This is a genomic window from Terrabacter sp. Soil810, from assembly GCF_001429645.1.
Taxonomy (GTDB): Bacteria; Actinomycetota; Actinomycetes; order Actinomycetales; family Dermatophilaceae; genus Terrabacter.
Genome location: NZ_LMSW01000001.1, coordinates 491,981 through 517,298, shown reverse-complemented (window position 1 = coordinate 517,298; position 25,318 = coordinate 491,981). Strand labels below are relative to the sequence as shown.

19 protein-coding genes and 1 tRNA gene are annotated in these 25,318 nt (G+C 71.9%); 7 read left to right on the top strand and 13 right to left on the bottom strand.

Annotated features, from left to right (window positions below; genetic code table 11):
* Positions 1-6: 6 nt before the first annotated feature.
* Entirely contained in the window at positions 7-1,455 is a 1,449-nt protein-coding gene (locus tag ASG96_RS02265; RefSeq protein ID WP_056760047.1) for an NAD-dependent malic enzyme, read from the bottom strand.
* Positions 1,456-1,627: 172 nt separating this feature from the next.
* Between ASG96_RS02265 and ASG96_RS02260 the strand changes: the two genes are divergently transcribed.
* Positions 1,628-4,096, top strand: a complete 2,469-nt coding sequence (locus ASG96_RS02260; protein ID WP_057586725.1) for an HAD-IC family P-type ATPase — start codon at positions 1,628-1,630, stop codon at positions 4,094-4,096.
* A gap of 261 nt (positions 4,097-4,357) precedes the next feature.
* Positions 4,358-5,602: an MFS transporter gene (locus ASG96_RS02255; protein ID WP_056760049.1), complete on the top strand. Its 1,245-nt coding sequence runs from the start codon at positions 4,358-4,360 to the stop codon at positions 5,600-5,602.
* Positions 5,603-5,806: 204 nt separating this feature from the next.
* Here ASG96_RS02255 and ASG96_RS02250 read toward each other — a convergent pair whose 3' ends face one another.
* The 4 genes from ASG96_RS02250 to ASG96_RS02235 form a co-directional block, all read right to left on the bottom strand.
* Entirely contained in the window at positions 5,807-6,283 is a 477-nt protein-coding gene (locus tag ASG96_RS02250; RefSeq protein WP_057586350.1) for a GNAT family N-acetyltransferase, read from the bottom strand.
* A complete protein-coding gene (locus ASG96_RS02245; protein ID WP_057586347.1) occupies positions 6,280-7,419 on the bottom strand; it encodes a hypothetical protein in 1,140 nt (379 codons plus the stop codon). Before ASG96_RS02245 ends, ASG96_RS02250 begins: the two co-directional genes overlap by 4 nt.
* A 463-nt stretch (positions 7,420-7,882) precedes the next feature.
* Positions 7,883-8,452: a dihydrofolate reductase family protein gene (locus ASG96_RS02240; protein WP_056760055.1), complete on the bottom strand. Its 570-nt coding sequence runs from the start codon at positions 8,450-8,452 to the stop codon at positions 7,883-7,885.
* 859 nt (positions 8,453-9,311) lie between these two features.
* Entirely contained in the window at positions 9,312-10,301 is a 990-nt protein-coding gene (locus ASG96_RS02235; protein ID WP_057586345.1) for an aldo/keto reductase, read from the bottom strand.
* A 148-nt stretch (positions 10,302-10,449) separates the two neighbouring features.
* On the opposite strand from ASG96_RS02235, the gene ASG96_RS02230 reads away from it, so the two are divergent.
* Together ASG96_RS02230 and ASG96_RS02225 are read left to right on the top strand one after the other, a co-directional pair.
* Positions 10,450-11,370, top strand: coding sequence for a helix-turn-helix transcriptional regulator (locus ASG96_RS02230; protein ID WP_057586343.1), 921 nt, complete (start codon positions 10,450-10,452; stop codon positions 11,368-11,370).
* A gap of 285 nt (positions 11,371-11,655) precedes the next feature.
* Positions 11,656-12,357, top strand: coding sequence for a peptidylprolyl isomerase (locus tag ASG96_RS02225; RefSeq protein ID WP_235509031.1), 702 nt, complete (start codon positions 11,656-11,658; stop codon positions 12,355-12,357).
* Positions 12,358-12,708: 351 nt separating this feature from the next.
* Here the strand turns inward: ASG96_RS02225 and ASG96_RS02220 are convergent.
* A tRNA-Thr gene (locus tag ASG96_RS02220) sits at positions 12,709-12,785 on the bottom strand.
* Between the two features lie 281 nt (positions 12,786-13,066).
* On the opposite strand from ASG96_RS02220, the gene ASG96_RS02215 reads away from it, so the two are divergent.
* Positions 13,067-13,993 carry an NADP-dependent oxidoreductase gene (locus tag ASG96_RS02215; RefSeq protein ID WP_200962644.1) on the top strand — a complete coding sequence of 309 codons (927 nt, stop codon included), beginning with the start codon at positions 13,067-13,069 and terminating at the stop codon, positions 13,991-13,993.
* Positions 13,994-14,179: 186 nt separating this feature from the next.
* Here the strand turns inward: ASG96_RS02215 and ASG96_RS02210 are convergent, their stop codons facing one another.
* The 7 genes from ASG96_RS02210 to ASG96_RS02180 form a co-directional block, all read right to left on the bottom strand.
* Positions 14,180-15,778, bottom strand: a complete 1,599-nt coding sequence (locus ASG96_RS02210; RefSeq protein WP_162262006.1) for an alpha/beta hydrolase — start codon at positions 15,776-15,778, stop codon at positions 14,180-14,182.
* 113 nt (positions 15,779-15,891) lie between these two features.
* Positions 15,892-17,673 (bottom strand): alpha/beta hydrolase, encoded by a 1,782-nt coding sequence (locus ASG96_RS02205; RefSeq protein WP_057586335.1) that lies wholly within the window; start codon positions 17,671-17,673, stop codon positions 15,892-15,894.
* Positions 17,667-19,220 carry an alpha/beta hydrolase gene (locus ASG96_RS02200; protein ID WP_057586334.1) on the bottom strand — a complete coding sequence of 518 codons (1,554 nt, stop codon included), beginning with the start codon at positions 19,218-19,220 and terminating at the stop codon, positions 17,667-17,669. The genes ASG96_RS02205 and ASG96_RS02200 overlap by 7 nt, the downstream gene beginning before the upstream one ends.
* A 189-nt stretch (positions 19,221-19,409) precedes the next feature.
* On the bottom strand, positions 19,410-20,570 hold the full coding sequence (locus tag ASG96_RS02195; protein WP_057586332.1) for a DNA polymerase III subunit delta': 1,161 nt from the start codon (positions 20,568-20,570) through the stop codon (positions 19,410-19,412).
* On the bottom strand, positions 20,567-21,226 hold the full coding sequence (gene tmk, locus ASG96_RS02190) for a dTMP kinase (protein WP_057586330.1): 660 nt from the start codon (positions 21,224-21,226) through the stop codon (positions 20,567-20,569). Before tmk ends, ASG96_RS02195 begins: the two co-directional genes overlap by 4 nt.
* Positions 21,227-21,391: 165 nt before the next feature.
* Positions 21,392-22,426, bottom strand: a complete 1,035-nt coding sequence (locus tag ASG96_RS02185) for an aspartate-semialdehyde dehydrogenase (RefSeq protein ID WP_056760073.1) — start codon at positions 22,424-22,426, stop codon at positions 21,392-21,394.
* A 71-nt stretch (positions 22,427-22,497) separates the two neighbouring features.
* Positions 22,498-23,286 (bottom strand): MerR family transcriptional regulator, encoded by a 789-nt coding sequence (locus tag ASG96_RS02180; protein ID WP_235509030.1) that lies wholly within the window; start codon positions 23,284-23,286, stop codon positions 22,498-22,500.
* Between the two features lie 118 nt (positions 23,287-23,404).
* On the opposite strand from ASG96_RS02180, the gene ASG96_RS02175 reads away from it, so the two are divergent.
* A complete protein-coding gene (locus ASG96_RS02175; RefSeq protein WP_057586325.1) occupies positions 23,405-24,379 on the top strand; it encodes a LysR family transcriptional regulator in 975 nt (324 codons plus the stop codon).
* Positions 24,380-24,430: 51 nt separating this feature from the next.
* Positions 24,431-25,201, top strand: coding sequence for a dimethylargininase (gene ddaH / locus ASG96_RS02170; RefSeq protein ID WP_056760078.1), 771 nt, complete (start codon positions 24,431-24,433; stop codon positions 25,199-25,201).
* The last annotated feature ends 117 nt before the right edge of the window (positions 25,202-25,318 follow it).

The following is a 25,318-nucleotide window of genomic DNA, read 5'->3' as shown; positions in this document are numbered from 1 at the left end:
GGCTCCTCAGTTGGCGCCGGTCATCGGAATGCTCTTCGCGGGGGCCTTGGGCACGCAGTCGACGATCGCCTTGGCGACGGTCTTGCTCATGTCGGGCTGGAAGACGCTCGGGATGATGTAGTTCGGGTTGAGCTGCTCGTCGGTGACGACGGACGCGATGGCGTCGGCCGCCTTGATGAGCATCTCGGTCGTGACGTCGGTCGCACGCGCGTCGAGCAGACCGCGGAACACCCCGGGGAACGCGAGGACGTTGTTGATCTGGTTCGGGTAGTCGCTGCGGCCCGACGCGACGACAGTCGCGCGCTGCGTCGCCTCGTAGATGTCGACCTCGGGGTCGGGGTTGGCGAGCGCGAAGACGATGCGCTGGTCGGCCATCTCGTTGATCCACTCGGGCGCGAGGATGTGCGGTGCACTGACGCCGATGAAGACGTCGGCGCCCTGGAGGCCGTCGCGCAAGGTGCCGGTCAGGCCGCGGGGGTTGGTCTTCTCGGCGAGGTCGCGCCACGCCGGTGTCAGCGATTCGTCGTCCCGGTTGAGCAGGCCGGGGCGGTCGGAGACGGTGACGTCGATGGCGCCGGCAGCCAGCAGCAGCTGGACGATCGCCGAACCGGCTGCACCGCCGCCGGAGACGACGATGCGGGCGTCGGGCAGCTTCTTGTCGATGCAGCGCAGGGCGTTCTTCAGCGCGGCGAGCACGACGATGGCCGTGCCGTGCTGGTCGTCGTGGAAGACCGGGATCGAGAGGCGCTCGCGCAGCTTGGCCTCGATCTCGAAGCAGCGGGGCGCGGCGATGTCCTCGAGGTTGATGCCGCCGAAGCCAGGTGCGATGAGCTCGACGGTGCGCACGATCTCGTCGACGTCGGTGGTGTCGATGCAGATCGGCCACGCGTCGATGTCGGCGAACCGCTTGAAGAGCGCGGCCTTGCCCTCCATGACGGGCAGCGCCGCCATCGGGCCGATGTTGCCGAGCCCGAGCACCGCCGAGCCGTCCGTGACGACGGCGACCGAGTTGCCCTTGATCGTCAGCTTCGGGACGTCCTCCGGGTGGTCGGCGAGGGCCTGGCTCACGCGACCGACGCCGGGCGTGTAGGCCATGGCGAGGTCCTGGCGGTTGCGCAGGTTGACCTTGGACTCGACAGAGATCTTGCCGCCGAGGTGCAACAGGAAGACACGGTCGGAGACCCGGTGGACGTGGACGCCCTCGAGGGTCTCGACGGCCTCCACGACCTCGGTCGAGTGCTCGGCGTTGCTCGCGGAGCAGGTGAGGTCGATGACGAGGCGGTCGGGGTGCGAGTCGACGATGTCGAGCGCCGTCGTGATGCCGCCGCTCTCGGCGACCTTGACCGCGAGGGCCCCGATGACCGCCGGGTCGGTGCCGGCGTGGATCCGCATCGTGATCGAGTAGGAGGCGGTGGTGGCGCGGGCACGTTGGATCGACTCAGTCACGCGCCCCATCGTCCCACGACCTGGACGAGGCCCCGGACCTCGTCCGAAGACCGATCAGTAACCTTTGTCCGCCACCGGCCACCGCGGGCGTATGCCGTCCCGCCGCCTCCCGCTCGACGCCACCGAGCGTTCGCCCGCGTTCCGCCACGGAGGCGAGCACCCGGCATACGACAATGGGCCGGTGACGACATCCGGGGCGACGGAGGGCACGAGGCAGCGGGCGACCCTGACCCGGCCCGACGGACTGACCGGTGCCGAGGTGGCCGAGCGCGTCTCGCGCGGCGCCGTCAACCGGCTGACCGAGCGGACGTCGCGCTCCATCGGCGAGATCGTGCGCGCCAACGTGCTGACGCGCTTCAACGCGATCCTCGGCGCGCTCTTCGTCCTCGTCATGGTGACGGGGTCGTTCGCCGACGGGCTCTTCGGGATCGTCCTCGTCGTCAACTCCGCCATCGGCATCGTGCAGGAGTACCTCGCCAAGCGGAAGCTCGACCGGTTGGCCCTGCTCAACGCCCCGACGACGCGCGTCGTGCGCGACGGCGAGGTGCGCGTCGTACCGACGACCGACGTCGTGCAGGACGACCTCATCGAGCTGCGCACCGGCGACGAGGTCCCCGCCGACGGCACGCTCATCGCGAGCGCCGGTCTCGAGCTCAACGAGGCGAACCTCACCGGCGAGTCCGACCCCGTGCCGCACGGCGAGGGCGACGACATCATGTCGGGTACGAGCGTCGTCGCAGGGTCGGGCCGCTACCACGCGAGCCAGGTCGGGGCCGACGCCTACGTCAACCGGATCGCTGCCGACGCACGGAAGTTCACGCGCACGCGCTCGGAGATCCAGGACTCGATCAACACCCTGCTGACCTACATCACGTGGGTCATCGTCGGCGCCCTGCCGATCGCGATCTGGTCGCAGTGGCAGACCGTCGGCGACCAGGGCTGGCGCGAGGTCGTCATCCGGTCGGCGGCGGGCGTCGTCGGCCTCGTGCCCGAGGGCCTCGTGCTCCTCACGTCGGTGGCCTTCCTCCTGTCGGCCGTGCAGCTGACCCGTCGCAGCGTCCTCGTGCAGCAGCTCCCGGCCGTCGAGGGCCTGGCCCGCGTCGACGTCGTGTGCCTCGACAAGACGGGGACGCTGACCGCAGGCGAGATCGTGTTCGAGCACGCGCACACCCTCGACGGGCAGGATGCCGACGAGATCCGTTGCGCCCTGGGCGCGCTCGCCGACGACCCGAACGCCAACGGCACCCTGACGGCGGTCGGCGCGGTCGTCGCACCGCCGGGGTGGGAGCGCACGCAGACGATCCCGTTCAGCTCCTCGCGCAAGTGGAGCGCGGCCTGCTTCGCGGAGCACTCGACGTGGGTGCTCGGTGCGCCCGAGGTCCTGCTCGCCGCCGACCCGCAGCCGTCCCCCACGGCGGTGATCGAGGCGATCCGGGCGCAGGTGGCCGAGCTCGCCGACTCCGGACGCCGGGTCGTGCTGCTCGCCCGCAGCGAGGAGCACGTCACCGAGGCGACGCTGCCGGCCGACCTCACCCCGGCCGCCCTCGTGACGCTCACCGAGCAGGTGCGCCCGGACGCGCGGGAGACGCTCGCCTACTTCGCCGCGCAGGACGTCGCCATCAAGGTCGTCTCGGGCGACAACCCCGTGACCGTCGCCGCCGTCGCCCGCACCGTCGGGCTCGACGTCGGCGAGCCGGTCGACGCCCGCACGCTCCCGGACGACCAGGACGCGCTGCGTCAGGCCCTCGCCACGCACACGGTCTTCGGACGCGTCACCCCCGAGCAGAAGCGCGCCTTCGTCCACGCCCTGCAGGCCGACGGCCACATCGTCGCGATGACCGGCGACGGCGTCAACGACGCGCTCGCCCTCAAGGACGCCGACATCGGGGTCGCCATGGGCAACGGCGCGCAGGCCACCAAGGCCGTCGCCGAGCTCGTCCTGCTCGATGGGCGGTTCTCGCACCTGCCCGACGTGCTCGCCGAAGGGCGCCGCGTCATCGGCAACGTCGAGCGGGTCGCCAACCTCTTCGTCGCCAAGAACGCGATGAGCCTCGTCGCGATCCTCGCCGCCGCGCTGACCGCCGTGCCCTTCCCGTTCCTGCCGCGGCACCTGACGCTCGTGTCGGCCGTGACGATCGGCATCCCGGCGTTCTTCCTCGCGCTCGGGCCCAACAAGCGCCGCTACCTCGCCGGCTTCCTCGGGCGCATCCTGCGCTTCGCCGTGCCGTCGGGCGCCGTCGCGGGCCTCGCCGTCATCACCTCCTACCTGCTCGCCGGCAGCCGCTACGGCGTGCCGCCCGATGAGTTCGCGACCCGCTGCGCCGTCGACGCGGGGGCCAAGACCGTCGCCGACGTCGCGTGCTGGCAGCCCGGCAGCGGCGCGACGATCACGCTGCTCACCGTCTTCTTCTGGATCCTCGTCGTCCTCTCACGGCCCTTCCGGCTCTGGAAGGCCGCCCTCGTCGCCACCATGGTCGGGCTCGCGACGACGGCCTTCCTCTGGCCGTTCGCCGCCCAGTTCTTCAACCTCGACGCACCCCTCCCGCTCGTGTGGCAGTCGCTCGCGGTCGGGGCAGTGGGCGCCGCCCTCGTCGAGGCGATCTACCGGCTCTCGCCCTCGGTCCGCGGCGCCCACCACCTCCGCGACTGACGATGCCTGACGACGCCTGACGACGCTGGACGACACGTGACGACACGTGACGACACGGACGGCGCGTGACGACACGGACGGCGCGTGACGACACGGACCCCGCCTGACGACACGGTCGCTCCCGGCGGGGCCGTCGGCGTTGACCGGGCCGTGGCTCGCGACGCCCTACACTGGAGGTGCACAGGGATCTGGCGTGACCTGTTGGGCGGGTAGGCACGCACCGCTGTCGCGCACCCCGCGACCAGATCCGGAGCGTCCCTCGTGTCACCCATCGACTCGTACCGTCACCTCTTCGGCCTCACCGGCCGGACCTACATCGTCGTCGCCTTCCTGGCCCGCATGCCGCTCGCGATGAGCCAGCTCGGCACCCTCCTGCTCGTGTCGACCGCCACCGGGAGCTACGGCGCCGGCGGATTCTGCGCCGGCGCGCTCGCCGTGGCCAACGCCGTCGGAGCGCCCTTCTGGGGCGCCCGCGCCGACCGGCTCGGCCAGCGCCGGGTCGTCGCCCTCCAGTCCCTCGCCGGGGCCGCTGGCCTGGTCGGCATCCTCCTCGTGGTCGACGCCGGGCTCCCGTGGGGCGTGGCTGCCGTCGCGAGCGCGGTCGCGGGACTCCTCCTGCCGCAGATCGGCCCGCTGGCCCGCGTGCGCTGGCGCCCGATCACAGCCGACACCGGGTCGCGTCAGCACCGCCTCGTCGACGCCGCCTTCTCCTACGAGGGCGCGGCCGACGAGGCCTCCTTCGTCCTCGGACCGGCGCTCGTCGGACTCGGCGTCTCGGTCGCCAGCCCGACGGCTGCCCTGGCTCTCGCCGCCGCCGGCCTCGCGGTCTTCGGCACGTGGTTCGCCCTGCACGAGACCGCGGCCGTCACGCACGCCGCGACGTCGAGGGCCACCGGCGCCGTCGGACGGCTCCTGACCCCCGCCCTCGTCGTCCTGTGCGCCGCGCAGCTGCTCGTCGGCGCGGTCTTCGGCTCGGTCCAGACCGGCACGTCGGTCCTCGCGACGAACGCGGGCTCTCCCGGCCTCACCGGCTACTTCCACGCCCTGCTCGGGGTCGGCAGCGTCATCGCGGGTCTCGCCGTCGCGGGGCTGCCGGCACGGTTCGCGCTGTCGGCTCGGCTGCGGTGGTTCGCGGTCGGCCTGCTCGCCCTCTCGGCCCCGCTGCTCCTCGTCGGGTCGCTGACCGCGCTCGTCCCCGTCCTGCTCGTGCTCGGCCTCACCGTCGCGCCCTACATGATCACGACGTTCACGCTGGGCGAGCGCGTCACGCCGCCGTCGCGCACGGGTGCCGCGATGACCGCGCTCGCCGCGGCCACCGGGCTCGGCTACGCGCTCGGCGCCGCTCTCGCCGGCCGCCTGGCCGACTGGGGCGGACACACGCCTGCGTATGCCGTCACGGTCGGCGCCGGGGCCGCCGCGGTCCTCGTGTCGTGGGGCTCCCGCCGGGTTCTCGAGCGGGCTCAGTCCCATCGGTCGCACCAGCCCGAGCCCGCCGCGACCTCCTGAGCCGAGACTGGCGGGTGCGCGGTCGCACCACGAGTGCGGGCTCGACCCAGCAGTGCGCGGTGCGCCGCGCACCTGGAAACTGAGCGCACACCTCTGGCACGACCGCGCACGTCCCACCACCCCGGCGCCGCGGCCCCCAAACGACGCGAACCAGCCCCCGAACCCGACCACGTCGGCGCCGCGGCCCCAGAACGGAGCCGCGCGTCAGCGGTCGAGGCGGAGGCGCATCGCGGACCAGGCGGTCGGGGCGAATCCGAGCTCCTCGTAGAGCCCCGCCCCCTCCCCCGTCGCGAAGAGCTCGACGACGGTGGCGGCCGTCTCGTCACGCAGCCAGTCGAGGACACCGACGACGCAGGCCCGGGCCAGCCCCCGTCGGCGAGCCCGGGGCTGGGTCGCCACGTTGTTGACGAGGCCCCAGACGCCGTTCGGGTTGACCGGCGACGGGGTCTCGAAGCGCAGCCCGCCCATGGCCCCGGCCACGACCTGCCCATCCGCGTCCACGGCGACGACGACGCAGGCCCGGCCCCCGTCGAGCTCCCGTTCGAACCACGCGGTGGCCGCCTCCCGCCAGCCCGGGTCGTCGACGCCGCGCACGCCCATCGCCGAGAACATCAGGGCCCGCAGCTCGACGACGGCGGCGGCGTCGGCGGCGGTCGCCCGCCGCGTCGTCCACGCGCTCATCGGAACCCGCCCGCGGTGAAGGCGGGTGCCAGTGGCACGTCGGCGGCGGCATACGTCGTCTCGACGGCACGGGCCAGTCGTCGCGCGACCTCGGCGAGCTCCGGCAGGGCGCGTCCGCCGGCGGCGGTGCGCATGAAGCGCAGCACGCGGTCGGGCATGCGCGGCATCGGCTTGACCGGGTTGACCCGCTGGGGCTCGCCGGCGACGAGCGGGCCGAGGCACCAGCTGCCCGCCAGCCAGGCCCACCCCTCTGTCGCGAGGTCGAGGTCGTGGTCGAAGTCGGCGCCGCGCACGTCGGGCCACTGGACCGCCACCGCGTCGCGCCATTCCTCGAGGGCCGTCCGCGCGGCGGCCTCCTCGAGCGACCAGGCGCACCAGCACGTCGGCCACGGCACGCTCAGGTAGGCGGCGTCCCACGCGATCGGGCGCCACAGCGCGAACTCGAAGTCGAGCAGGACCAGCCCAGCATCCCCGACGAGGTTGTTGTCGGGGCACATGTCCGCGGCCGAGAGGCTGCTCGCGTCGACGCGGAAGCGCGAGGGCAGGGCGGCGAGCACGTCGAAGGTGCCTTCGGGGACGGCCACACCAAGGGCTGCGGCCAGCCGGGTCCACTCGGAGGCCGCGTGGGCGAGCTGACCGGGGAGGTAGTCGACGTCGATCGGCTCCGCCGAGCGGGCCCGGACGCCGGCCTCGAACCCGTCTCGCACGTGGTGCCCGGCCAGGTGCAGCCCGGCCACCGCCGCGGCCCACCCGGTGAGCGTGGTGGCGGCGAGCCCGGCGTCCGCGCCGAGCAGGGCGTCGGCGAGGTGGGTGCCGTCGCCGAGGTCTCCCATGACGACGAGGCGCGGGTCGTCGGACTCCGCCACGAGGGTGGGCGTCTGCGCGACGCCCGCCAGCGCCTCGAGGGCCGAGGCCTCCCTCGCATACGCCTCCCGTCCCTGGTGGCTGAGGTAGCGCTTCACCACGAACGAACGGTGGGAGGCGTCGGCGGCGTTGGCGGCGCGGACGACGAGGGTGCGGCGGCTGCCCGGGAAGGGCTCACCGATCGCCCGCAGTCGGGCGCCGACGAGGCCGGAGGCCACCTCGAGCGTCTCGGCCAGGACGTCCGGGCTCAGCTCCCGCAGGGTCGCGCTCACCGGGTCACTGTGCCAGACCCACCGTCCCCGGAGCGCGAGGAGGGGCCGGCCCCGTGTCTCCGCTGCCGGCGGGGCACAAAACCCCCATTAAGGATCATTACGAAACTTCTGCACATAATCTTGCCGAAAACGCATACAAGGGTCGACAGCTTCATTACTGTCACACCTGTAACACCCCCACGGCTGGCACGCACCCCCCCATCCGCACCAGCCTCGAAGGAGCCCGTCCTGCGCGCAGGTGGGCTCCTTCGTCATTCCCGGGCGTATGCCGTCACCGTCCTCCGCGGGTGAGATCCCCGCGCTGCCGGGGTACGGCGGCCCCGCCTCCTGCGACGAACGCAGGTGACGGGGCGTAGAGCCGTCCTGTCCCCGCGGTTGGGGGGCCCGAACCCTCCGCACGCATCAGGCGCGAGAGCCGTCGTTCCGTCGCGAGGCAGCGGCCAACGTGCGAGGACACGTCACGTCAGGCCGTGACTCGCGCGGGCCGGTATCGCAGGGCGACCGCCCCCGACCGGAACTCATGGCGATCCACGAGCTCGAGCTGGATGCGCTCGCGCAGACCGGCGAGCAACGTCGGCCCGTGTCCGGCAAGGACCGGCTGCACCAGGAACACGTACTCGTCGATCAGTCCCAGATCTGCCAACGCCAGGGGAAGCGTCACGCCACCCACGAACAGGCCCTCGCCCGGCTCCTGCTTGAGCCGCTGCACCGCTTGCCCCACATCGCCTCGCACCAGCTCGGCATTCCAGTCGACCCCGCTCAGCGTGCTCGACACGACGTACTTCTTCGTCCGGTCGATGGCCTCGGCGAACGGGATCTCCCACTCATCCATCCAGTCGGGCCACGTGCCCGTGGCCGGCTGCCGCCACGCCGACTCCATCATCTCGTAGGTCACCCGGCCGAACAGCAGAGCATCGGCTCGTTCCATCTCAGCGGTCCAGTAGCGCATCGACTCCTCGTCGGGGGGCAGCCCTGCCTCGTGATGGCAGCAGCCGTCGAGCGTGACGTTGATCGAGTATCGAAGTGGTCTCATCTCGTTGCTCTCCCTTGATGCGCGCACCGCGTTTCATCGGACCGTACTCGAACTGCGGTCGGCGCCATTTTCCATCGGCGCGCCCGATCCCACCTCCTCGACACCGTCGTGGTGCGAACCAGACCCGGACCGAGCGCGCGACCGATTCGGCGATCTGCCTGGTGCTTGGTGGCGGGAGTGCGCCAAGCGCAGTTGACGGACACAGATGAACACCCGAAAGCGTTACGCCCCCGGGCAGAGGCCCGTGCCGGCTGGCAGCGCCCTGCTCAGTCAGGCGGTTCAAGCATCTGAACAGCAGAAACGCCCCCGGGCAGAAGCCGGGGGCGTTGCTGGAGCCGCTTATCGGAATCGAACCGATGACCTATTCATTACGAGCGCTTTGAGCCACTCATGCGACGTTCCGCAACCACCCGAATCACAGTCCACCGGCGTCCAGCGACGACCGCTCCCATACGCAGCGATGGATGGCCAGTTGGATGTACGAACGCGAGCCCTGGACGGCTCAGGACGCGCCGCTCAGCACGCGCGACGCTCGCGACCCAACTCCGTGCATACGCGGCGGGTGATCACCTCTCGGCGGCAATAGCGGAGGGCTGCGCCGACCCGAGTTCAGGCCCAGGGTGCGCTGCAGGCCAGTTCCCACTGTCGTTGATTGGCCTCGTTGAGCTGGGGTGTCGTCAGCCAATGCTCAGCATGCCCCTCGGCGTACATGTCCGGCCACGGCTGCTCGCCCGCTCGGTGCTCTGGTCAATTACCTCTCCGGGGTCCATCTCGCCGGCCAGAAACGCCTTGAGCACCCTCCCACTGGTAGTCGGGGTACGGGTGGAAATCCCTGCGCATGTCGTAGAGCGGGTGGGCGTCACCGGTCGATCGACGCCATGTTGACGTCGTCGTGCCGTGCTCCCGCCGCGGGCTCCAGCGCTTCAAGGCGCGCGATCTGGCCGGTGGCGAGCTCGATCGCGTCGGCGGCCGTGTTCTCCTCCACACGGGCGACGCGGCGGGTGCCGGGGATGGGCGCGATGTCGATGCCGCGCGTGAGGATCCACGCGAGCGCGGTCTGCGCCGGGGTGGCGCCGATCTCGGCGCCGATGGCGGTGACCTCGTCGACTAGCGCGACGTTGCGCTGGAAGTTCTCGCCGACGAACCGCGGGTTGGTCTTACGCCAGTCATCGTCGGCGAAGTCGTCCACGGTGCGGATCTGGCCGGTGAGGAGGCCGTGGCCGAGCGGCGAGTAGGGCACGAAGCCGATGCCCAGCTCGCGCAGCAGCGGCAGGATCTCCGCCTCGACGTCGCGGGTCCAGAGCGAGTACTCGGTCTGCAGCGCCGACACAGGCTGCACGGCGTGGGCGCGTCGGATGGTCTCGGGCGACGCCTCCGACAGGCCGAAGTGCAGCACCTTGCCCTCGGCGATCAGGTCGGCGACGGCCTGTGCGGTCTCCTCGATCGGCGTCGACTGGTCCACCCGGTGCTGGTAGTACAGGTCGATGTGGTCGGTGCCGAGGCGTCGCAGCGAGCCTTCGACGGCCGCCTTGACGCTCGCGGCGCTGCTGTCGATCTTGCCGGGCTGGGGGTCTGTGCCGGGGTGGTGGGAGACGAGGCCGAACTTCGTGGCGAGCACGACCTGGTCGCGCCGGCCGGCGATGGCGCGTCCGACGAGCTCTTCGCTGAGGAAGGGTCCGTAGATCTCGGCGGTGTCGATGTGCGTGACGCCGAGATCGAGGGCTCGGTGGATGGTGCGGGTCGACTCGTCGTGGTCGAGTGCGCCCTCCGACGTGTAGGTGCCGGCCATGGTCATGGCACCGAGGCCGATGCGGGAAACCACGAGGCCTCCGAGGTGTGCGGTCTGCATGAGTGCTCCTGTGGGTGGATTGGGTGGGCGACGCGGTTGTGGTCCCTCCAGCCAGAGAAGCAGCAGACGAGAAGCCGTGGCAGTCCCTGTCGTGGGGGCCACTGAGAGGGACCCCAACCTTGGCTTGGGCTCTCCTACAGTTGATGACGTGACCGCACCGGACCCGCGCCCCCGAGACGCCGTCAGGGCTGAGATTCGGGAGTTCCTCAGCACCCGTCGAGCCAGAATCACGCCCGAGCAGGCCGGCCTGCCGACTTACGGCGACGGCCGCCGCCGGGTGCCCGGACTTCGACGAGAGGAGGCCGCCCTGCTTGTCGGAGTCTCCCCTCAGTACTACATCCGCCTCGAACGAGGCGATGCCACCGGCGTGTCCGAGAGCGTCATCGACGGGATCGCCCACGCGCTGCGCCTCGACGCCGCCGAACGGGCGCACCTGCTCGATCTCCTCCGCACCGCGGGCACGCCAGCACGCGCGACGAATAGGCGACCACCGGCGCCCACCTGGGTTCGCCCCACCATCCAACGTCTGCTCGAGGCGATGCCGACCGTGCCGGCAGTCGTGCTCAACGGGCGCCTCGATGTGCTCGCGGCCAACCCCCTGGGCCGGGCCCTGTTCTCGCCCTGGTACGACACCGACGAGCCCGTGAACAACGCCCGCCTGGTCTTCCTCGACCCGCGCGCGACCTCCCTGTTCCGCGACTGGGAGACCGTCGCGAACGACACCGTCGCCCTCTTGCGTGCCGAAGCCGGCCGCAGCCCCTACGACCGAGGGCTCTCGGACCTGATCGGTGAGCTGTCCACACGCAGCGAGGACTTCCGGCTCCGCTGGGCCGCCCACGACGTCCGCATCCACAGCACGGGCGTCAAGAAGCTGCACCACCCAATCGTTGGCGACCTCGACCTGCCCTTCGAGTCACTGCCACTCGAGCCCGGCGCCAGCACCAGCCTGGTCACCTACCTCCCCGAGCACGGCACACCAACCCACGACGCGCTAGCCCTACTCGCCAGCTGGGCCGCCAGCGAGCCGCTCCCCTCTCACGGCGCACCGGCCGACCAGCAGCGACCCTGAACCAGCACTGAGCGCCGCCAGACGTCTCGATCGCTTCAGCACCGGCCCGGCCAAGCGGTCGCACGCCAGCGACCCGGGGCGGCGAGCCACCTGCGCTCGGCGGCACGATCGGGCGAGCGTAGCCGTCCTCAGTGCGGCATGATCGGATGTCGCGACGGCCGGCTTGGACGCGGACGGTCCGGTATCGCGAGGGGAGCCTCGTGGACGCGTATCAACCGTGGTCGCTCGCGCAGCGTCTAGGTTCTGTGCATGTCCAGGGAGAAGTGGGGTCCAGTCCGTAGCCTCATGTTTGCCGTGTCCCTGGTCGTCCTCGGCTGCATCGTCGTCGCCTGCTTTGCGTTCGTGATGTACCTGAACTCCGGCCCGAAGAAGCACCTAGGGGCCTCGGACCTCACCACGCGTCCAGTGACGTGCGGAGCGCCCCGTGCGCTGCCGACTGACCACCCGACCTTCACGGCCGCGCCGCCCGGGAGCGCCGCACAAGGCAGCACATGGGACGTCTCGCTATCGACGACGTGCGGCGACGTCCGCATCTCCTTGGATGGACGCGCCGCCCCACGCAGTGTCGCCTCATTCGTGATGCTTGCCCGAGCCGGGTACTGGGGGGACAGCGTGTGTCGCCGGTTGACGACACTGCGGGCTCCAACGCACTTTCTGCAGTGCGGCGACCCGTCCGGCCGCGGCACGGCGGATCTCGGGTTCTCCCTGCCTCTGGAGAACGTCCCCGTTGACCGGACCTATCATCTCGGAGACGTCGGGCTGGCCCGCGGCGATCGCGCGGCCGCGACAGCCGGCGAGTTCTTCATCGTGCATGACACGTTCCAGGTCCCACCGGGAGGCCAGCTGTACTCCGTCGTGGGACATGTCTCCTATGGGCTCGAGGTGGTCGACTTCATCGCCCACCGAGGTGGCAAAGACCAACGGCCGGACGGGCCGCCGCTGCAGCCGGTCAGCGTTCTCGGCGTCGCTGCGCGACCGATTCTGTGACGACTGAAGCGGCGGCGCGTTCGAACGCAGCGACGGAGACGCCGCGCGAACCGAACTAGCCCTCATCGGCAGATCCAGACGCTCACGAACGCCCTCGAACGCCCTCGAACACTGCCGGCCTCCCCCAGTCCGCCTGCCCAGGTCAGACTCCAGGTCGGTATCGGAGGCTTAGCCCGGCTGGTGGTGCGCGGCGCCGGGAGTGCGCCAAGCGAAGGTAGATGGACATAGATGGTCACCCGGAGGCAATCCGCCGCCGAGCGGAGCCCCGCCGGGCTGGCAGCGTCCTACTCAATGAGGCAGTTCAAGCCTCTGACCAGCAGAAACGCCCCCGGCAGAAGCCGGGGGCGTTGCTGGAGCCGCTTATCGGAATCGAACCGATGACCTATTCATTACGAGTGAATCGCTCTGGCCGACTGAGCTAAAGCGGCTGGTCGTGAGGGCCGCGACGAGCGCGACCGGACACGGAGGTTGAGTATACGCACGACCCCTGCCGGAGAAAAATCGTGCCCCGGCCACCCCGGCAGGGCCGGTCCGGACGCCGCCGAAGCACCCTGCCGGCGCCTGGGAATGCCGCGCCGACCGCCGCGACTTGTCCTTGGGGAGACCGCGAGACCGGGCGCCCGCGCGACCTGCTCACCACCCAGCCCACGACCTGCACGACCCAGGAGGACCACGGATGACCGACACGACCCAGACGACGACCCCGACGATGCGTGCCATGACCTACGAGACCTACGGCGGCCCCGAGGTGCTGGCCCTCACGGAGCAGCCGCAGCCCAAGGTCGGCCCCGGCGAGGTGCTCGTGCGCGTCCGTTCGGCGTCGGTCAACCCGGTCGACTGGAAGCTCATGTCGGGCGGCCTCGACGCCGTCATGGACGTCCGGTTCCCGGTGGGCCCGGGCTGGGACGTGTCCGGGGTCGTCGAGGCCGTCGGCTACGACACCCCCGAGTTCGCCCCCGGCGACGAGGTGCTTGCCTACGCCCGCAAGGACTACGTCCACGGCGGCACGTTCGCCGAGCTCGTCAGCGTGCCGGTGCGAGCCGTCGCCGCCAAGCCCGCGTCGATGTCGTGGGACGAGGCCGCCGGCCTGCCCCTCGCCGGCCTCACCGCCCTACGTCTGCTCACCCGCCTCGAGGTCGGCGAGGGCGACACCGTGCTCGTGCACGCCGCCGCCGGTGGAGTCGGCTCGCTCGCGGTGCAGATCGCCCGGTCGCTCGGCGCCCGGGTCATCGGCACGGCCTCGGAGCGCAACCACGATCGCCTGCGCGAGCTCGGGGCCGAGCCGGTGGCCTACGGCGACGGTGTGGTCGAGCGCGTCAAGGCGCTCGCTCCGGAGGGTGTCGACGCCGTCGCGGACTTCGTGGGCGGTGTCCTCGACGTGACGACCGCCGTGCTCGCCGAGGGCGGTCGTCACGCGTCGATCGCCGACGGGTCGGTCGCCGGGGCCGGTGGGCACTACGTCTGGGTGCGCCCGGACGGCTCCGAGCTCACCCGCCTGACCGAGCTGGTCGAGCGGGGCGATCTGTCGGTGCCGATCGCGCGCGCCTTCGCGTTGGAGGAGCTGGCGGACGCGTTCCGGCTCAACCAGGAGGGGCACACGGCGGGCAAGATCGTCGTCCGGGTCTCGATTGACTGACCGGGCCGAGCCCTACCGGCGCGGACGAGCCCTACCGGGCGGACCAGCCCACCGGGCGGACCAGCCCATCGGGCGGACCAGCCCACCGGGCGGACGCGCGTCGCCGGCCACCCGGCATACGCCCTCGCCACCGTCGAACGGGCACCTTCCATCGGCAAGGTGCCCCCTCGACGCGCGTGGGGCCGTTCAGGCGTCGCAGAGCTCGCCGTTGCGTGGCGCGAGTCCCCGCGCGAGGTAGTCGTCGACGATCGCGTCGGCGCAGTCGTTGCCGTTGGCGTAGACCCCGTGGCCGTCCGCGTCGACGAGCACGAAGCGCGACCCGAAGATGCCACGTCCCATCTCTCGGGTGCCGTCCGGCGGCGTGGTGAGGTCACGCTCGTTGGCGAGGACGAGGACCGGCGAGGTGGCATCCACGGTGAGGATGAGGTTGGTCCGCTGGGTGCCCACCCAGCCGTCGCAGGAGTCCGTCACCACTCCGTAGAGATGGGCGTAGACCGGATGGTCGACGAGGACAGAGCGGCTCGGCTCCATCTCCGAGGTCGCGTCCAGCGGCCAGTCCGCGCAGTGGATCGGCAGGTGGCTCGCCTCGTAGCCACCGACGTACGAGCCGTCGTCGTCGCGCATGACCGCGTCCATCGCGGTCCACACGAGGTCGGTGCCGTCACCGTCCTCGAGCGCGACGTGCAGGGCGTCGTCGACGTCCTCCCACGAGTCCTCGTAGAGGAGCACGGCGTTGATCGCCGTCACGGCCCAGCCCTCGGTGAGCAGCGGGATGCCCTCGGCGTCGCTGGTGAGCGGCTTGCGGTCGAGCCGGTCGAGGAAGGTGAGCAGCCGGGTCCGGGCGGCGTCGACGTCGTCGCCGAGGGCACAGTCGCCCTGGTCGACGCAGTCCTCCAGGAAGGCGTCGAGGCCCTCCTCCACCGTCGCTGCCTCGCCCTCGGCCCAGCCGTCGACGTCGTCCTGCGTCGCCGAGTCCATCGCGACGTAGTCGGGCGAGACGGCAGAGTCGATGACCATGAGCCCGATCCGGTCGGGGAACTGCGCGCCGTAGAGCGCCCCGATGAGGGTGCCGTAGCTGATCCCGTAGTAGTTGAGGTGGGCGTCCCCCACGGCGTCACGCATGATGTCGAGGTCGCGAGCCACCTGCTCGGAGCCCATGTTGCGCGCGAGCGCACCGCCTCGCGCCAGGCAGCCGTCGAGGCGCGCGGTCCGCGACGACACTGCGGCGGCCTTCTCCGCCTTCGTGTCGGGCGTGGGGTCGGCGGCATACATCGCGTCGAGGTCCCTCCCCCGCAGGCACGCGAAGCCACCCGACTCGCCGATGCCCCGCGGGTCGAAGCCGACGACGTCCCACACCTCGCGGACGTCGTCGGAGAAGAAGTCACGGGCCTCCATCGCGAACTCGAGGCCCGAGGCACCGGGTCCGCCCAGGTTGACGAAGAGCGTCCCCTTGCGCGCCTTGGAGTTCGCGGCCGGCACCTTGCGCAGGGCGATCTCGACCGTCTCGCCTCGCGGCGCGAGGTAGTCGACGGGGACCCGCACCGTGCCGCACCGGTCGGCGTCCGAGCCCCTGCCGTCACCGGTGTCGTCGCACGGACGCCAGCTGATCGCCTGGTCATAGAAGACGTCGAGCCCCTGGGCCGGCTTCGAGGTCGGCGTACCGAGCTCCACCCGGTCGCGCGGCGCCGCCTCGCCGTCCGTCGCGGCGGCGTCGTCGTCCGGCCCCGACGAACCCGACGGCCCCGATGAATCCGACGAACCCGGGTCGGGTGCGCCCTCGGTCACCGCCGTGACCGAACCGCCGGACGAGCCGGCACCGGGCGCGTAGGAGGGACTGCTGGCGAGCAGGAGGAGTGTCGCGAGGACCGCGACGGAGACGAGGGGCGCGAGCAGTCTGCTCAGCAGGTCGTGCCGTCGGCCGGCGCCGTTCCCCTGAGCAGGTACCCGTCCACGGCGGAGTCCACACACGGGTTGCCAGCGTAGTAGGTGCCGTGCCCGTCGTGGTCCGAAGTGAGCAGAATGCCCGACGCGAGGTCCTTGGCGAGCTGCTTCGTGCCGCCGATGGGTGTCGCGGGGTCGCGTTCGTTGCCGATGACGAGGATCGGGTCGGCACCGACCGCGAGCGTCGTGCCCTTGGGGGTGCGACCGGCCGTGGGCCACGTGCGGCAGTTGTCGTAGAGCTCACCGGTCATCCGGGCCCAGAGCGGGTGCGCCGCCTTGGCCTTCTTCTGCTCGGCGGCCAGGGACGGGTCGGCCGTGGACCGCGGCCAGTCCGCGCACCGCACCGGGATCATCGCCTGGAGGTAGGTGCTCGGCGCGTAGTCACCGGTGATGCCGCGCTCGACGACCGACATGCCCTTGGCGAGGAGGATGTCGCCCTTGCCGGTGAACGCCTGGGCGAGTCCCTTGTTGAGCGTCGGCCACGACTGGTCGGAGTAGAGGCACATGAAGATCGAGAAGCCGACCCACCCCTCGCCGATCCGGGTCAGACCGGGCTTGTTCGTCGTCAGGCCGTTCTTCTCGACGTTGTCGAGCAGGTCGACGATCTTCTGGCGGGCGCCGGCCTTGTCGCTGCCGAGCGCACAGTCCGGCCGGGCAACGCACCAGTCGATGAAGGCGTCGATCGAGGACTCGAAGCCCTGGATGTCGTAGGTCATCTCCTGCTGCTCGGTCTGGTTCGGCGACATCGCCGAGTCGAGCACCATCCGCCCGACCTTCTTCGGGAAGGTGTCGGCGTAGACGGCGCCGAGGAACGTGCCGTAGGAGCCGCCGAAGAAGTTGAGCTTCTCGTCGCCGAGGAGCACCCGCATGACGTCCATGTCGCGGGCGACCTCGGTCGTGCTCATGTGCATCGCGCGGTCACCACCGCGTGCCGCGCAGCGCTTCGTCACGCCGTCGACGTCGGCGAGCAGCGTCGAGCGCTCGGCCGCCGAGTCGGGCGTCGGGTCGGCGCTGAAGAGCTCGTCCATGTCGGAGTCCGCCAGGCACCGCACGGGGCTCGAGGCCCCGACCCCGCGCGGGTCGAAACCGACGACGTCGTACGCCTCCCGCACCGCCGGTGAGAAGACGAACGAGGAGTACTGGGCGTACTCGACCCCGGACCCACCGGGGCCGCCGGGGTTGATGACGAGCGAGCCGATGCGCTCGGAGGGCTTGGTCGCCGGGGCCTTGCGCAGCGCGAGGGTGAAGCGGTCGCCGGTCGGCTTCGCGTAGTCGACGGGCACCTCCATCGTGGTGCACCGGTGCTTGGCGTTGTCGGCGCAGGGTGACCAGTCGAGCTGCTGGGTGTAGAAGGGCGCGAGCGCGGCCGGGTAGTCCCGCGACAGCGCCGCGCCCGGCGACGGCTGGATCGACGACGGGCTCGGCGTCACCGAGCCGGACGGGAAGACGGTGGGTCGAGGCACGGCGACGCTCGGCGGGTTGCCGATGCGCCACGCGGCGAGGACGACGACCGCGACCACGGCGACCACGGCGACGGCCGCGAGCACGGGGCGCAGCGGCGAACGCCCGGGCCTGCCCGGCCCGGACAGGCCGGACACGCCGGACACGCCGGACCCACCGCTCCCGACCGGCGCGCCCCCGCCGGCACCCGCTGAGGGCGCCGGGTAGGAGGGCGGCAGGGCGGCATACCCGCTCGGAGCGTCGGGAAGGTCGTCGGGACGCGGGTCCTCGTTCAGCACTTGAGTCCGTCCTTGGGCACGCGCCCCTGCACGTAGTAGGCGTCGATGGCGCTGTCGACACACGTGTTGCTCCGGCCGTAGGCCGTGTGGCCGTCACCGTCGTAGGACACGAGCACGGCGTTGTCGAGCTGGTCGCGCAGCCGCACCGACCACTCGTAGATCGTCGCGGGGTCACGCGTCGTGCCGACGACGACGATGGGGTCGCTGCCGGGCGCCGTGACCTTGTGGGGGCCGACGGCGGACTTCTCCGGCCACACGCCGCAGGGCAGGGCGCCCCACGCGAGGTTGGCGCCCCAGGTCGGCGCCTTCGCGGAGAAGTCCGTGGCATACGTCTCGTAGGCGGACAGGTCGGGGCTGTCGGGCCGGTCGAGGCAGTTGACGGCGTAGATCGACTCCATCAGGTTGCCGTCGTAGCCACCCCCGGGGCGCCGGTCGGCGTAGGCGTCGGCCAGCTGCATGAGGCTCTGGCCGTTGCCGGCCTTCGCCTCCTTGAGGGCGTCGGTGAGGATGCCCCAGGCGCCCTGGTCGTAGAGCGCGACGGCCACCCCGAGCCGGGCCCAGCCCTCGGTGAGCAGCGGCGCGCTCGGGTCGCCCGTGGGCAGCGGCTGGCGGTCGACCTCGCGGAAGAGGTCGTCGAGGCCCTTGAGCGCCGCCTCGGGGGTGTCGCCGAGGGGACAGTCCTCGGTGACGCAGTCCTCGATGAAGGCCTGGGTCGCGATCTGGAAGCCGCGGGCCTGGCCCTCGCCGAGCTCGGCGCTCGTCAGGTCGGGCGGCACGACCCCGTCGAGGACGACCCGGCCGACCCGCTGCGGGAAGAGGTCGGCGTAGCTGGAGCCGAGGAACGTGCCGTAGGACTTGCCCAGGTAGTTCAGCTGGGGGTCGCCGACGGCGGCCCGGAGGATGTCCATGTCGCGCGCCGCGTCGGCGGTCGAGAGGTGCTTGACGAGCGCGGGGTTGTCCTTCTGGCACCCGTCGGCCATGGCCTTGGCCTGCGTCAGCAGGGCCTGCTCCTCGGCCGCGTCGTCGGGCGTGGGGTCGGCGGAGAGGAAACGGTCGAGGGCCTTGTCGTCGAGGCAGTCGACGGGGTCGGAGCTCGCGACGCCGCGCGGGTCGAAGCCGACGAGGTCGTAGTAGCGCCGGACCTCCGGCCCGCCGATCGTCTCGGCGCCGCCGCGGACGTAGTCGATGCCGGACGCCCCGGGACCGCCGGGGTTGACGAGGAGCGAGCCGAGACGCCTGGCCTGGTCGCGGGCCTTGACGCGCGCGACCTTGATCGTCAGGTCGTTCGACGGGTCGGGGTGGGCGTGGTCGAGCGGGACCCGGAGGTCGGCACACTCGAGGCTGCCGCACTTCTTCCAGTCGAGCTTCTGCGAGTAGTAGGAGGCGAGCGCCTCGGTGGGCGCCGCCGTGGCCGCCGGGAGCCCCGTCTTCGAGGCGGGGCCGATCGGCGGCTCGCTCGTCGTGCAGGCCGCTGCTGCCAGCACCAGCGCCATGGTCGCCGCGGCGGCGGTGAGGGCGCGGGAGATGGCGGCAGGGCGTGTCGTCATGCCCGAAACCGTAACCGGTCGACCTGTCGGGAGCCGCCTCCGAGCTGCGGACGTGACCGCATCGAGGCCGTATGCCGGGTCGCGCGGGCTGCCCGTCGCGCCGGCTGTCGCACGCGCCGGGGCCCGGACCCGCCGAGGCTGCCCGTTTCGTGCATGAACAACCTCACACGGCGGCGCCCGCGAGGGATGTCAGATGCCGAGGTCGCGTGGCACCCGCAGCTGCAGGGCCATGGCCTCGAGCGCGAGCAGGGGCGAGACGTTGGCGTTGATGCGGTCGCGGGCCTCGCTGATGGCGTCCATGGCGGCGAGCAGCTGCTCGGGACCGAAGACCCCGGCCAGTGCGCGCACCTTGTCGACGGCGTCCGGGTTGACGAGGTCGACCTCGGAGCGCAGGCGCAGCACGAGCGCGTCGCGGTAGATCGACGTGAGGTCGACGAGGGCCCGGTCGACGACGTCGCGGGCCGACCGGGTCGCGCGGGTCTTCTGCTCGCGCTCGAGCGCAGCGACCTGCGCACGGATGTGGGGCGGCTGGGTGCGCGCGCTCGGGTCGGCGCCGAGCGTCTCCATGAGGTGGGCCTTCTCGGCGGCGTCGCGCTCGGCGCTCGAGGAGGTCGACTCCTCGTCGGCGATCTGGGCCAGGTCGGCGGCTGCACCGATGGCGTCGCCGACGCCGAGGATCTTCGTCGCCATGGCGATGACGTCGCGGCGGCGGATGCGGGCCTGCTCGTCGCGAGCCAGCCGGCGCGCGAGGCCCACGTGCGACTGGGCGGCGCGGGCGGCATACAACGCCATGGCGGGGTCGACCCCGTCGCGGCGCTGCAGCAGCTCGGCGACGGCCTCGACGGGAGGGGTGCGCAGCCGCACGTGGCGCGAACGCGAGCGGATCGTGACGATGACGTCCTCGAGGCTCGGGGCGCAGAGCATCCAGACGGTGCGCGGCGTCGGCTCCTCGAGGGCCTTGAGCAGCGCGTCGGCCGGGGCGTCGGTGTAAGCGGTGAGACGGTCGGCGTCCTCGATGATGATGATGCGCCAGCGGCCGACGGACGGTCGGAGTGCGGCCTCCTGCACGAGCGCGCGTGCCTCGGCGACCTTGATCGACAGTCCCTCGGTGGCCACGACCTTGACGTCGGCGTGGCTGCCGTCGAGGGCGGTGCGGCACTCACGGCACTGACCGCACCCGCCGTCGGGGCACTGCAGGGCCGCGGCGAACGCCCGGGCCGCGGTCGAGCGACCGGACCCGGGCGGGCCCGTGAAGAGCCAGGCGTGCGTCATCGCCGACTCGTCGCTGACGGCGCGCGACAGCGTCTCGATGGTGGGCTGCTGGCCGACGAGGTCGGCCCAGACGGTCATCGACGGGCCGCCATCACACGGTCGACGCCGTCGACGATGCCGGCGTGGAGGCGCTCGACCGACTCGCTCGCGTCGAGGACGAGGTAGCGCTCGGGGTCGGCGGCCGCGAGCTCGAGGTAGCCGCGACGGACCGCGGCGTGAAAGGCGTCGGCCTCGGACTCGAGGCGGTCGTGGGTGTCGCCGCGCCGCTGGCGCCCCACCTCGGGCGAGACGTCGAGGACGATCGTCAGGTCGGGCAGCAGGCCTCCGACGGCCCAGTGCTGGAGCGCGGTGATCTCGTCGCGACCGAGCTCGCGACCGGCCCCCTGGTAGGTGATCGCGCTGTCGACGTAGCGGTCGGTGATGACCACGGAGCCACCGGCGAGCGCCGGCTTGATCAGCTGGTCGACGTGGTGGGCCTTGTCGGCCGCGAAGAGCAGTGCCTCGGCCCGGGCCGCCACGTGGTCGCCGTGCAGCACGAGCTCGCGGATCTGCGCGCCGAGCGGCGTGCCGCCGGGCTGGCGCGTCACGACGACCTCACGTCCACGCTGCTCGAGCACGTCGGTGAGCAGGCGCACCTGGGTCGACTTGCCGGCCCCGTCACCTCCCTCGAAGCAGACGAAGAGCCCGGGGGCGGTGGCCGTCCGATGGGTCGCGGCCGCGAGGTTCTCCGTCACGCCCCGAGCCTATGCGACCGCCCGGACACCGCCCCGGCGTCCCCGAACGAAGTCTCCCCGCAACACACCGTTCAGGTCACAACCCACCGCGATCCGATCCCGGTGGGTTGTGACCTGCACGGTGTGTTGGGCGAGTGGGGTGGTGCGCGAGTGGGGTGGCGGGCCTCAGCGGCGGGCGAGCAGCTCCTCGGCGATCTGGACGGCGTTGAGGGCCGCACCCTTGCGCAGGTTGTCGCCGACGACGAAGAGCACGAGGCCCTTGCCTTCGGGCGCCGCCTGGTCGGCCCGCACGCGCCCGACGAAGACCTCGTCGCGACCGGCCGCCTCGAGTGGGTTGGGCACGTCGGTGACGATGACGCCCGGTGCGTTCTTGAGCAGGTCGAGCGCCTCCTCGGGCGAGATGTCACCCTCGAACTCGGCGTGGATCGCGAGGCTGTGCCCGGTGAAGACGGGGACGCGCACGCACGTGCCCGAGACCCGGAGGTCGGGGGCGTGCAGGATCTTGCGCGACTCGTTGCGCAGCTTCTGCTCCTCGTCGGTCTCGAGGGAGCCGTCGTCGACGACCGACCCCGCGAGGGGCACGACGTTGAAGCCGACGGGGACGGCATACAGCTGCGCCTCGGGCACGGCCACCGCGCGCCCGTCGAGCGCGAGCCCGGTGGGGTCGCCCGCGGCATACGCCCCCCTTAGCTGGCGGTCGAGCTCCTGGACGCCCGCGCCGCCGGAGCCGCTCACGGCCTGGTAGCTCGAGACGTGCAGGCGCACGAGGCCGGCCCTGTCGTGCAGCGGCTTGAGCACCGGCATTGCGGCCATCGTCGTGCAGTTGGGGTTGGCGACGATGCCCTTCGGGATGTCGCCGAGGTCTGCGGCGTTGACCTCCGAGACGACGAGCGGGACCTCGGGGTCCTTGCGCCAGGCGCTGGAGTTGTCGACGACGACGGCGCCGGCGGCGGCGACCTTCGGCGCGAGCTCCCTCGAGGCCGCGCCGCCGTTGGAGAAGAGCGCGATGTCGATGCCGGAGAAGTCGGCCGTCGCGGAGTCCTCGACGACGACGTCCTCACCCTTGAAGGGAAGCGTCGTGCCGGCCGAGCGCGTGGACGCGAAGAACCGCACCTGCGTGACCGGGAAGTCCCGCTCCTCGAGAAGGGCGCGCATGACGCCGCCCACCTGACCCGTTGCACCGAAGACACCAACTCGCATGCGCCAAGGTTACGGCGGGGGAGGTCGCCCTCCCCCGCCGCGTTCACCTGTCGGTCAGGCGCGTCCCGTGCTCAGCCGCCCGTCGCGTGGCGGTCGGCGTTGGCGTGGATCGCGTCGCGGACGTATGCCGCGAGGCCGGGTGCGATGTCCTCGTACGTCTTCGTGAAGCGGGGGTCGGCGACGTACATGTCGGCCAGGCCCCGGTGGAAGGTGTGGTCGAGGTCGTAGAAGCGGTCGTGGATGTGCCGGCGGTGCTGCTCGGCGGCGTCCATGGCCGCCTCGCCCGACGCCGGCTCACCCGAACGCAGCGCCGCGACGAAGGCCGCGTTGACGGCGTCGGCCTCCTGCTTGACCTGCTCCCAGTCGGCCTTGGTGTAGCGCTTCGTGCGCGACCGTGACTGCTTCCACGCGTCGGTCTCGCCCCAGCGCTCCTGAGCCTCCTGCTCGTACTCGTCCGTGAAGCCGTCACCGAAGAGCTCCTTGAGGTCCTCGGTCGTGGCGGGCTGGTCGTTCATCTCTCTCTCCAGTGCTCGGTCGATGGCCGAGACGAGCTCGCGCAGCTCGTCCAGCCGGGTCATGACCGTCGCGCGTTGACGGCGCAGGTGGTCGGCCGCGTCCTCGCCGCGGTCGAGCAGGGTCGCGATCTCCTCGAGCGGCATCTCGAGCCGCCGGTAGACCACGACCTGCTGGAGCCGCGTGAGGTCCTCGGCGGTGTAGAGCCGATAGCCCGCCCGCGAGCGCTCGCTCGGGACGAGCAGGCCGATCTCGTCGTAGTGGTGCAGCGTGCGCACCGTCACGTCGAAGAGGTCGGCGACCTGCCCCACCGTCCAGGTGGTCATCTCCTGCGTCCTTCCGGTCATGGATCGAGCCTGACGCCTCACGCCACGTGAGGGTCAATCCCATTGAAGCCCGGATCGCCGCGGGAGGCCCACGGCGTCCCGGGTGGCGCCGTCGGGCGTGCGCCCTACGCTCGGGTACGTGGAGCTCGAGGTCGGACACCTGCGCGTCGTCGCGGTGGTCGCGCAGCAGGGCAGCATCCCCGCCGCCGCGGCCGTGCTCGGGGTGTCCGCGGCGACCCTCGGGTCCGAGGTGGGGCGCATCGAGCGAGCCCTCGGGTGCACTTTGTTCCGCCCGAGCGGGGACGGGGTCGCCTGCACCGCCATCGGTGAGCGCGTCGTGTCGCGGGCCCGGACGGTCCTGGACGAGGTGGCGGCACTGCGCGAGGACGTCCGCACCCACCGGGCGAGCGACGCGCCGCTGCGGATCACGTCGGACTCGATGCGCTACTTCACGTCCTTCGTCAGCCACGCCTACGCGACGGACATGCGACGTCCGTTGATGCCGGTGCCGCCGCTCACCGGCGGCACCACGACCGAGGCGATCAGCGACGGCCGGGTCGACGTCGCGGTCGTCATCGCGCTCGTGGCCGACCGACGCGAGGAAGGGCCGCGCGCCATGATCGGCGAGCGGGTCATCGTCGAGCGCGAGCCGCTGCTCGTCGCCCTGTCCGCGTCGCACCCGCTCGCGTCGCAGCGGTGCGTCGACATCACGGAGCTGGCCGGCGAGGACTGGATCCTGCCGCCGACCGAGGTCGACCCGGGCTCCGAGACGACGAGCGCCGTCATCGCTCGCCTCGGCGTCACCCTGCGGTCGACCTACGGACCGCACGACCTCGGACCGCTGTGGCCGGCCGTGGTCGCCGGGCGAGCGGTGTCCTTCGCGGTCCCCACCGCGTCCGCCCCGCCGGGTGGGGTGCTGCGTCCGCTGTGCGACCAGCCGATCACGGCCCGACGCCTCCTGCGGTGGCGCCTCGGGGCGCTCGACGACGAGGACGTCGAGCGATGCGTGCGCGCGGCCGGATCGGCCTACCGCGAGCAGCTGACCCACACGGCGCAGACGCAGGGCTGGTGGCCGACGGCACGGTCGGACGAGAAGCCGACCCTCGCCCACTGAGGGCGGACGCGCCCCGTCGGCCGGGGTGTGCGACGCCCCTAGAGTGAGCGCGTGCACCGTCGTCTCGCGCTCGTCCGCCGACCCTCCCCCCGACTCGCGGACGGGATCGTGACGCACATCGAGCGCTCGGGATCCGTCGACGTCGGGCTGGCACTGCGCCAGTGGCAGGAGTACGTCGACGTCCTCCGCCGGCGCGGCTGGTCCGTCGTCGAGGCGCCACCCGTCGACGACTGCCCCGACGGCGTGTTCATCGAGGACCAGGTCGTCGTGCACGGGGACGTCGCGGTGCTGTGCCGGTCCGGCGCGCCCGAGCGACGGGCCGAGCGGGCCGGCGTCCGCGAGGCCGTCGAGGCATACGGCTACCGCACCGTCGAGGTCGAGGAGCCCGGCACCCTCGACGGCGGGGACGTGCTCAAGCACGGACACGTCGTCTGGGTGGGTGTCGGCGGGCGCACGAACCTCGCCGGCGTCGACCAGCTGCGACGCGCCTGGGACGGACATCGCGTCGAGGTGGTCCCCGTGCCGGTGTCGAAGGTGCTGCACCTCAAGTCCGCGGTGACGGCCCTGCCCGACGGCACGGTGCTGGGCTACCCGCCGCTCGTCGACGACCTGTCTGCGTGGCCCGAGTTCCTCGCCGTCCCGGAGGAGTCCGGCGCCCACGTCGTCCTGCTCGGTGGCATGTCGGTGCTCATGTCGGCCTCCGCGCCTCGCACCGCCCAGCTGCTCGCGGCTCGCGGGCACGACGTGACGACCGTCGACATCTCCGAGTTCGAGAAGCTCGAGGGCTGCGTCACCTGCCTGTCGGTGCGCCTGCGCGGTTGAGGTCGCCGCCGAGAACCTCGCGGGGTCGGGGCGCCCTTCGGCGTCGGCCTGCTCGGCACGCGTCGAGGAGACCGCGGGCGGCGCGACGCGACGCCGGCAGGGCGCGGGCTGCGGACG

Bases quoted from the DNA above. Each gene is read 5' to 3' on its own strand.
- ASG96_RS02265 (WP_056760047.1), bottom strand. From the start codon at position 1,455: ATGGGGCGCGTGACTGAGTCGATCCAACGTGCCCGCGCCACCACCGCC.
- ASG96_RS02250 (WP_057586350.1), bottom strand. From the start codon at position 6,283: ATGAGCGCGTGGACGACGCGGCGGGCGACCGCCGCCGACGCCGCCGCC.
- ASG96_RS02240 (WP_056760055.1), bottom strand. From the start codon at position 8,452: ATGAGACCACTTCGATACTCGATCAACGTCACGCTCGACGGCTGCTGC.
- ASG96_RS02235 (WP_057586345.1), bottom strand. From the start codon at position 10,301: ATGCAGACCGCACACCTCGGAGGCCTCGTGGTTTCCCGCATCGGCCTC.
- ASG96_RS02225 (WP_235509031.1), top strand. From the start codon at position 11,656: ATGTTTGCCGTGTCCCTGGTCGTCCTCGGCTGCATCGTCGTCGCCTGC.
- ASG96_RS02215 (WP_200962644.1), top strand. From the start codon at position 13,067: ATGCGTGCCATGACCTACGAGACCTACGGCGGCCCCGAGGTGCTGGCC.
- ASG96_RS02200 (WP_057586334.1), bottom strand. From the start codon at position 19,220: ATGACGACACGCCCTGCCGCCATCTCCCGCGCCCTCACCGCCGCCGCG.
- ASG96_RS02195 (WP_057586332.1), bottom strand. From the start codon at position 20,570: ATGACCGTCTGGGCCGACCTCGTCGGCCAGCAGCCCACCATCGAGACG.
- ASG96_RS02185 (WP_056760073.1), bottom strand. From the start codon at position 22,426: ATGCGAGTTGGTGTCTTCGGTGCAACGGGTCAGGTGGGCGGCGTCATG.
- ASG96_RS02180 (WP_235509030.1), bottom strand. From the start codon at position 23,286: ATGACCGGAAGGACGCAGGAGATGACCACCTGGACGGTGGGGCAGGTC.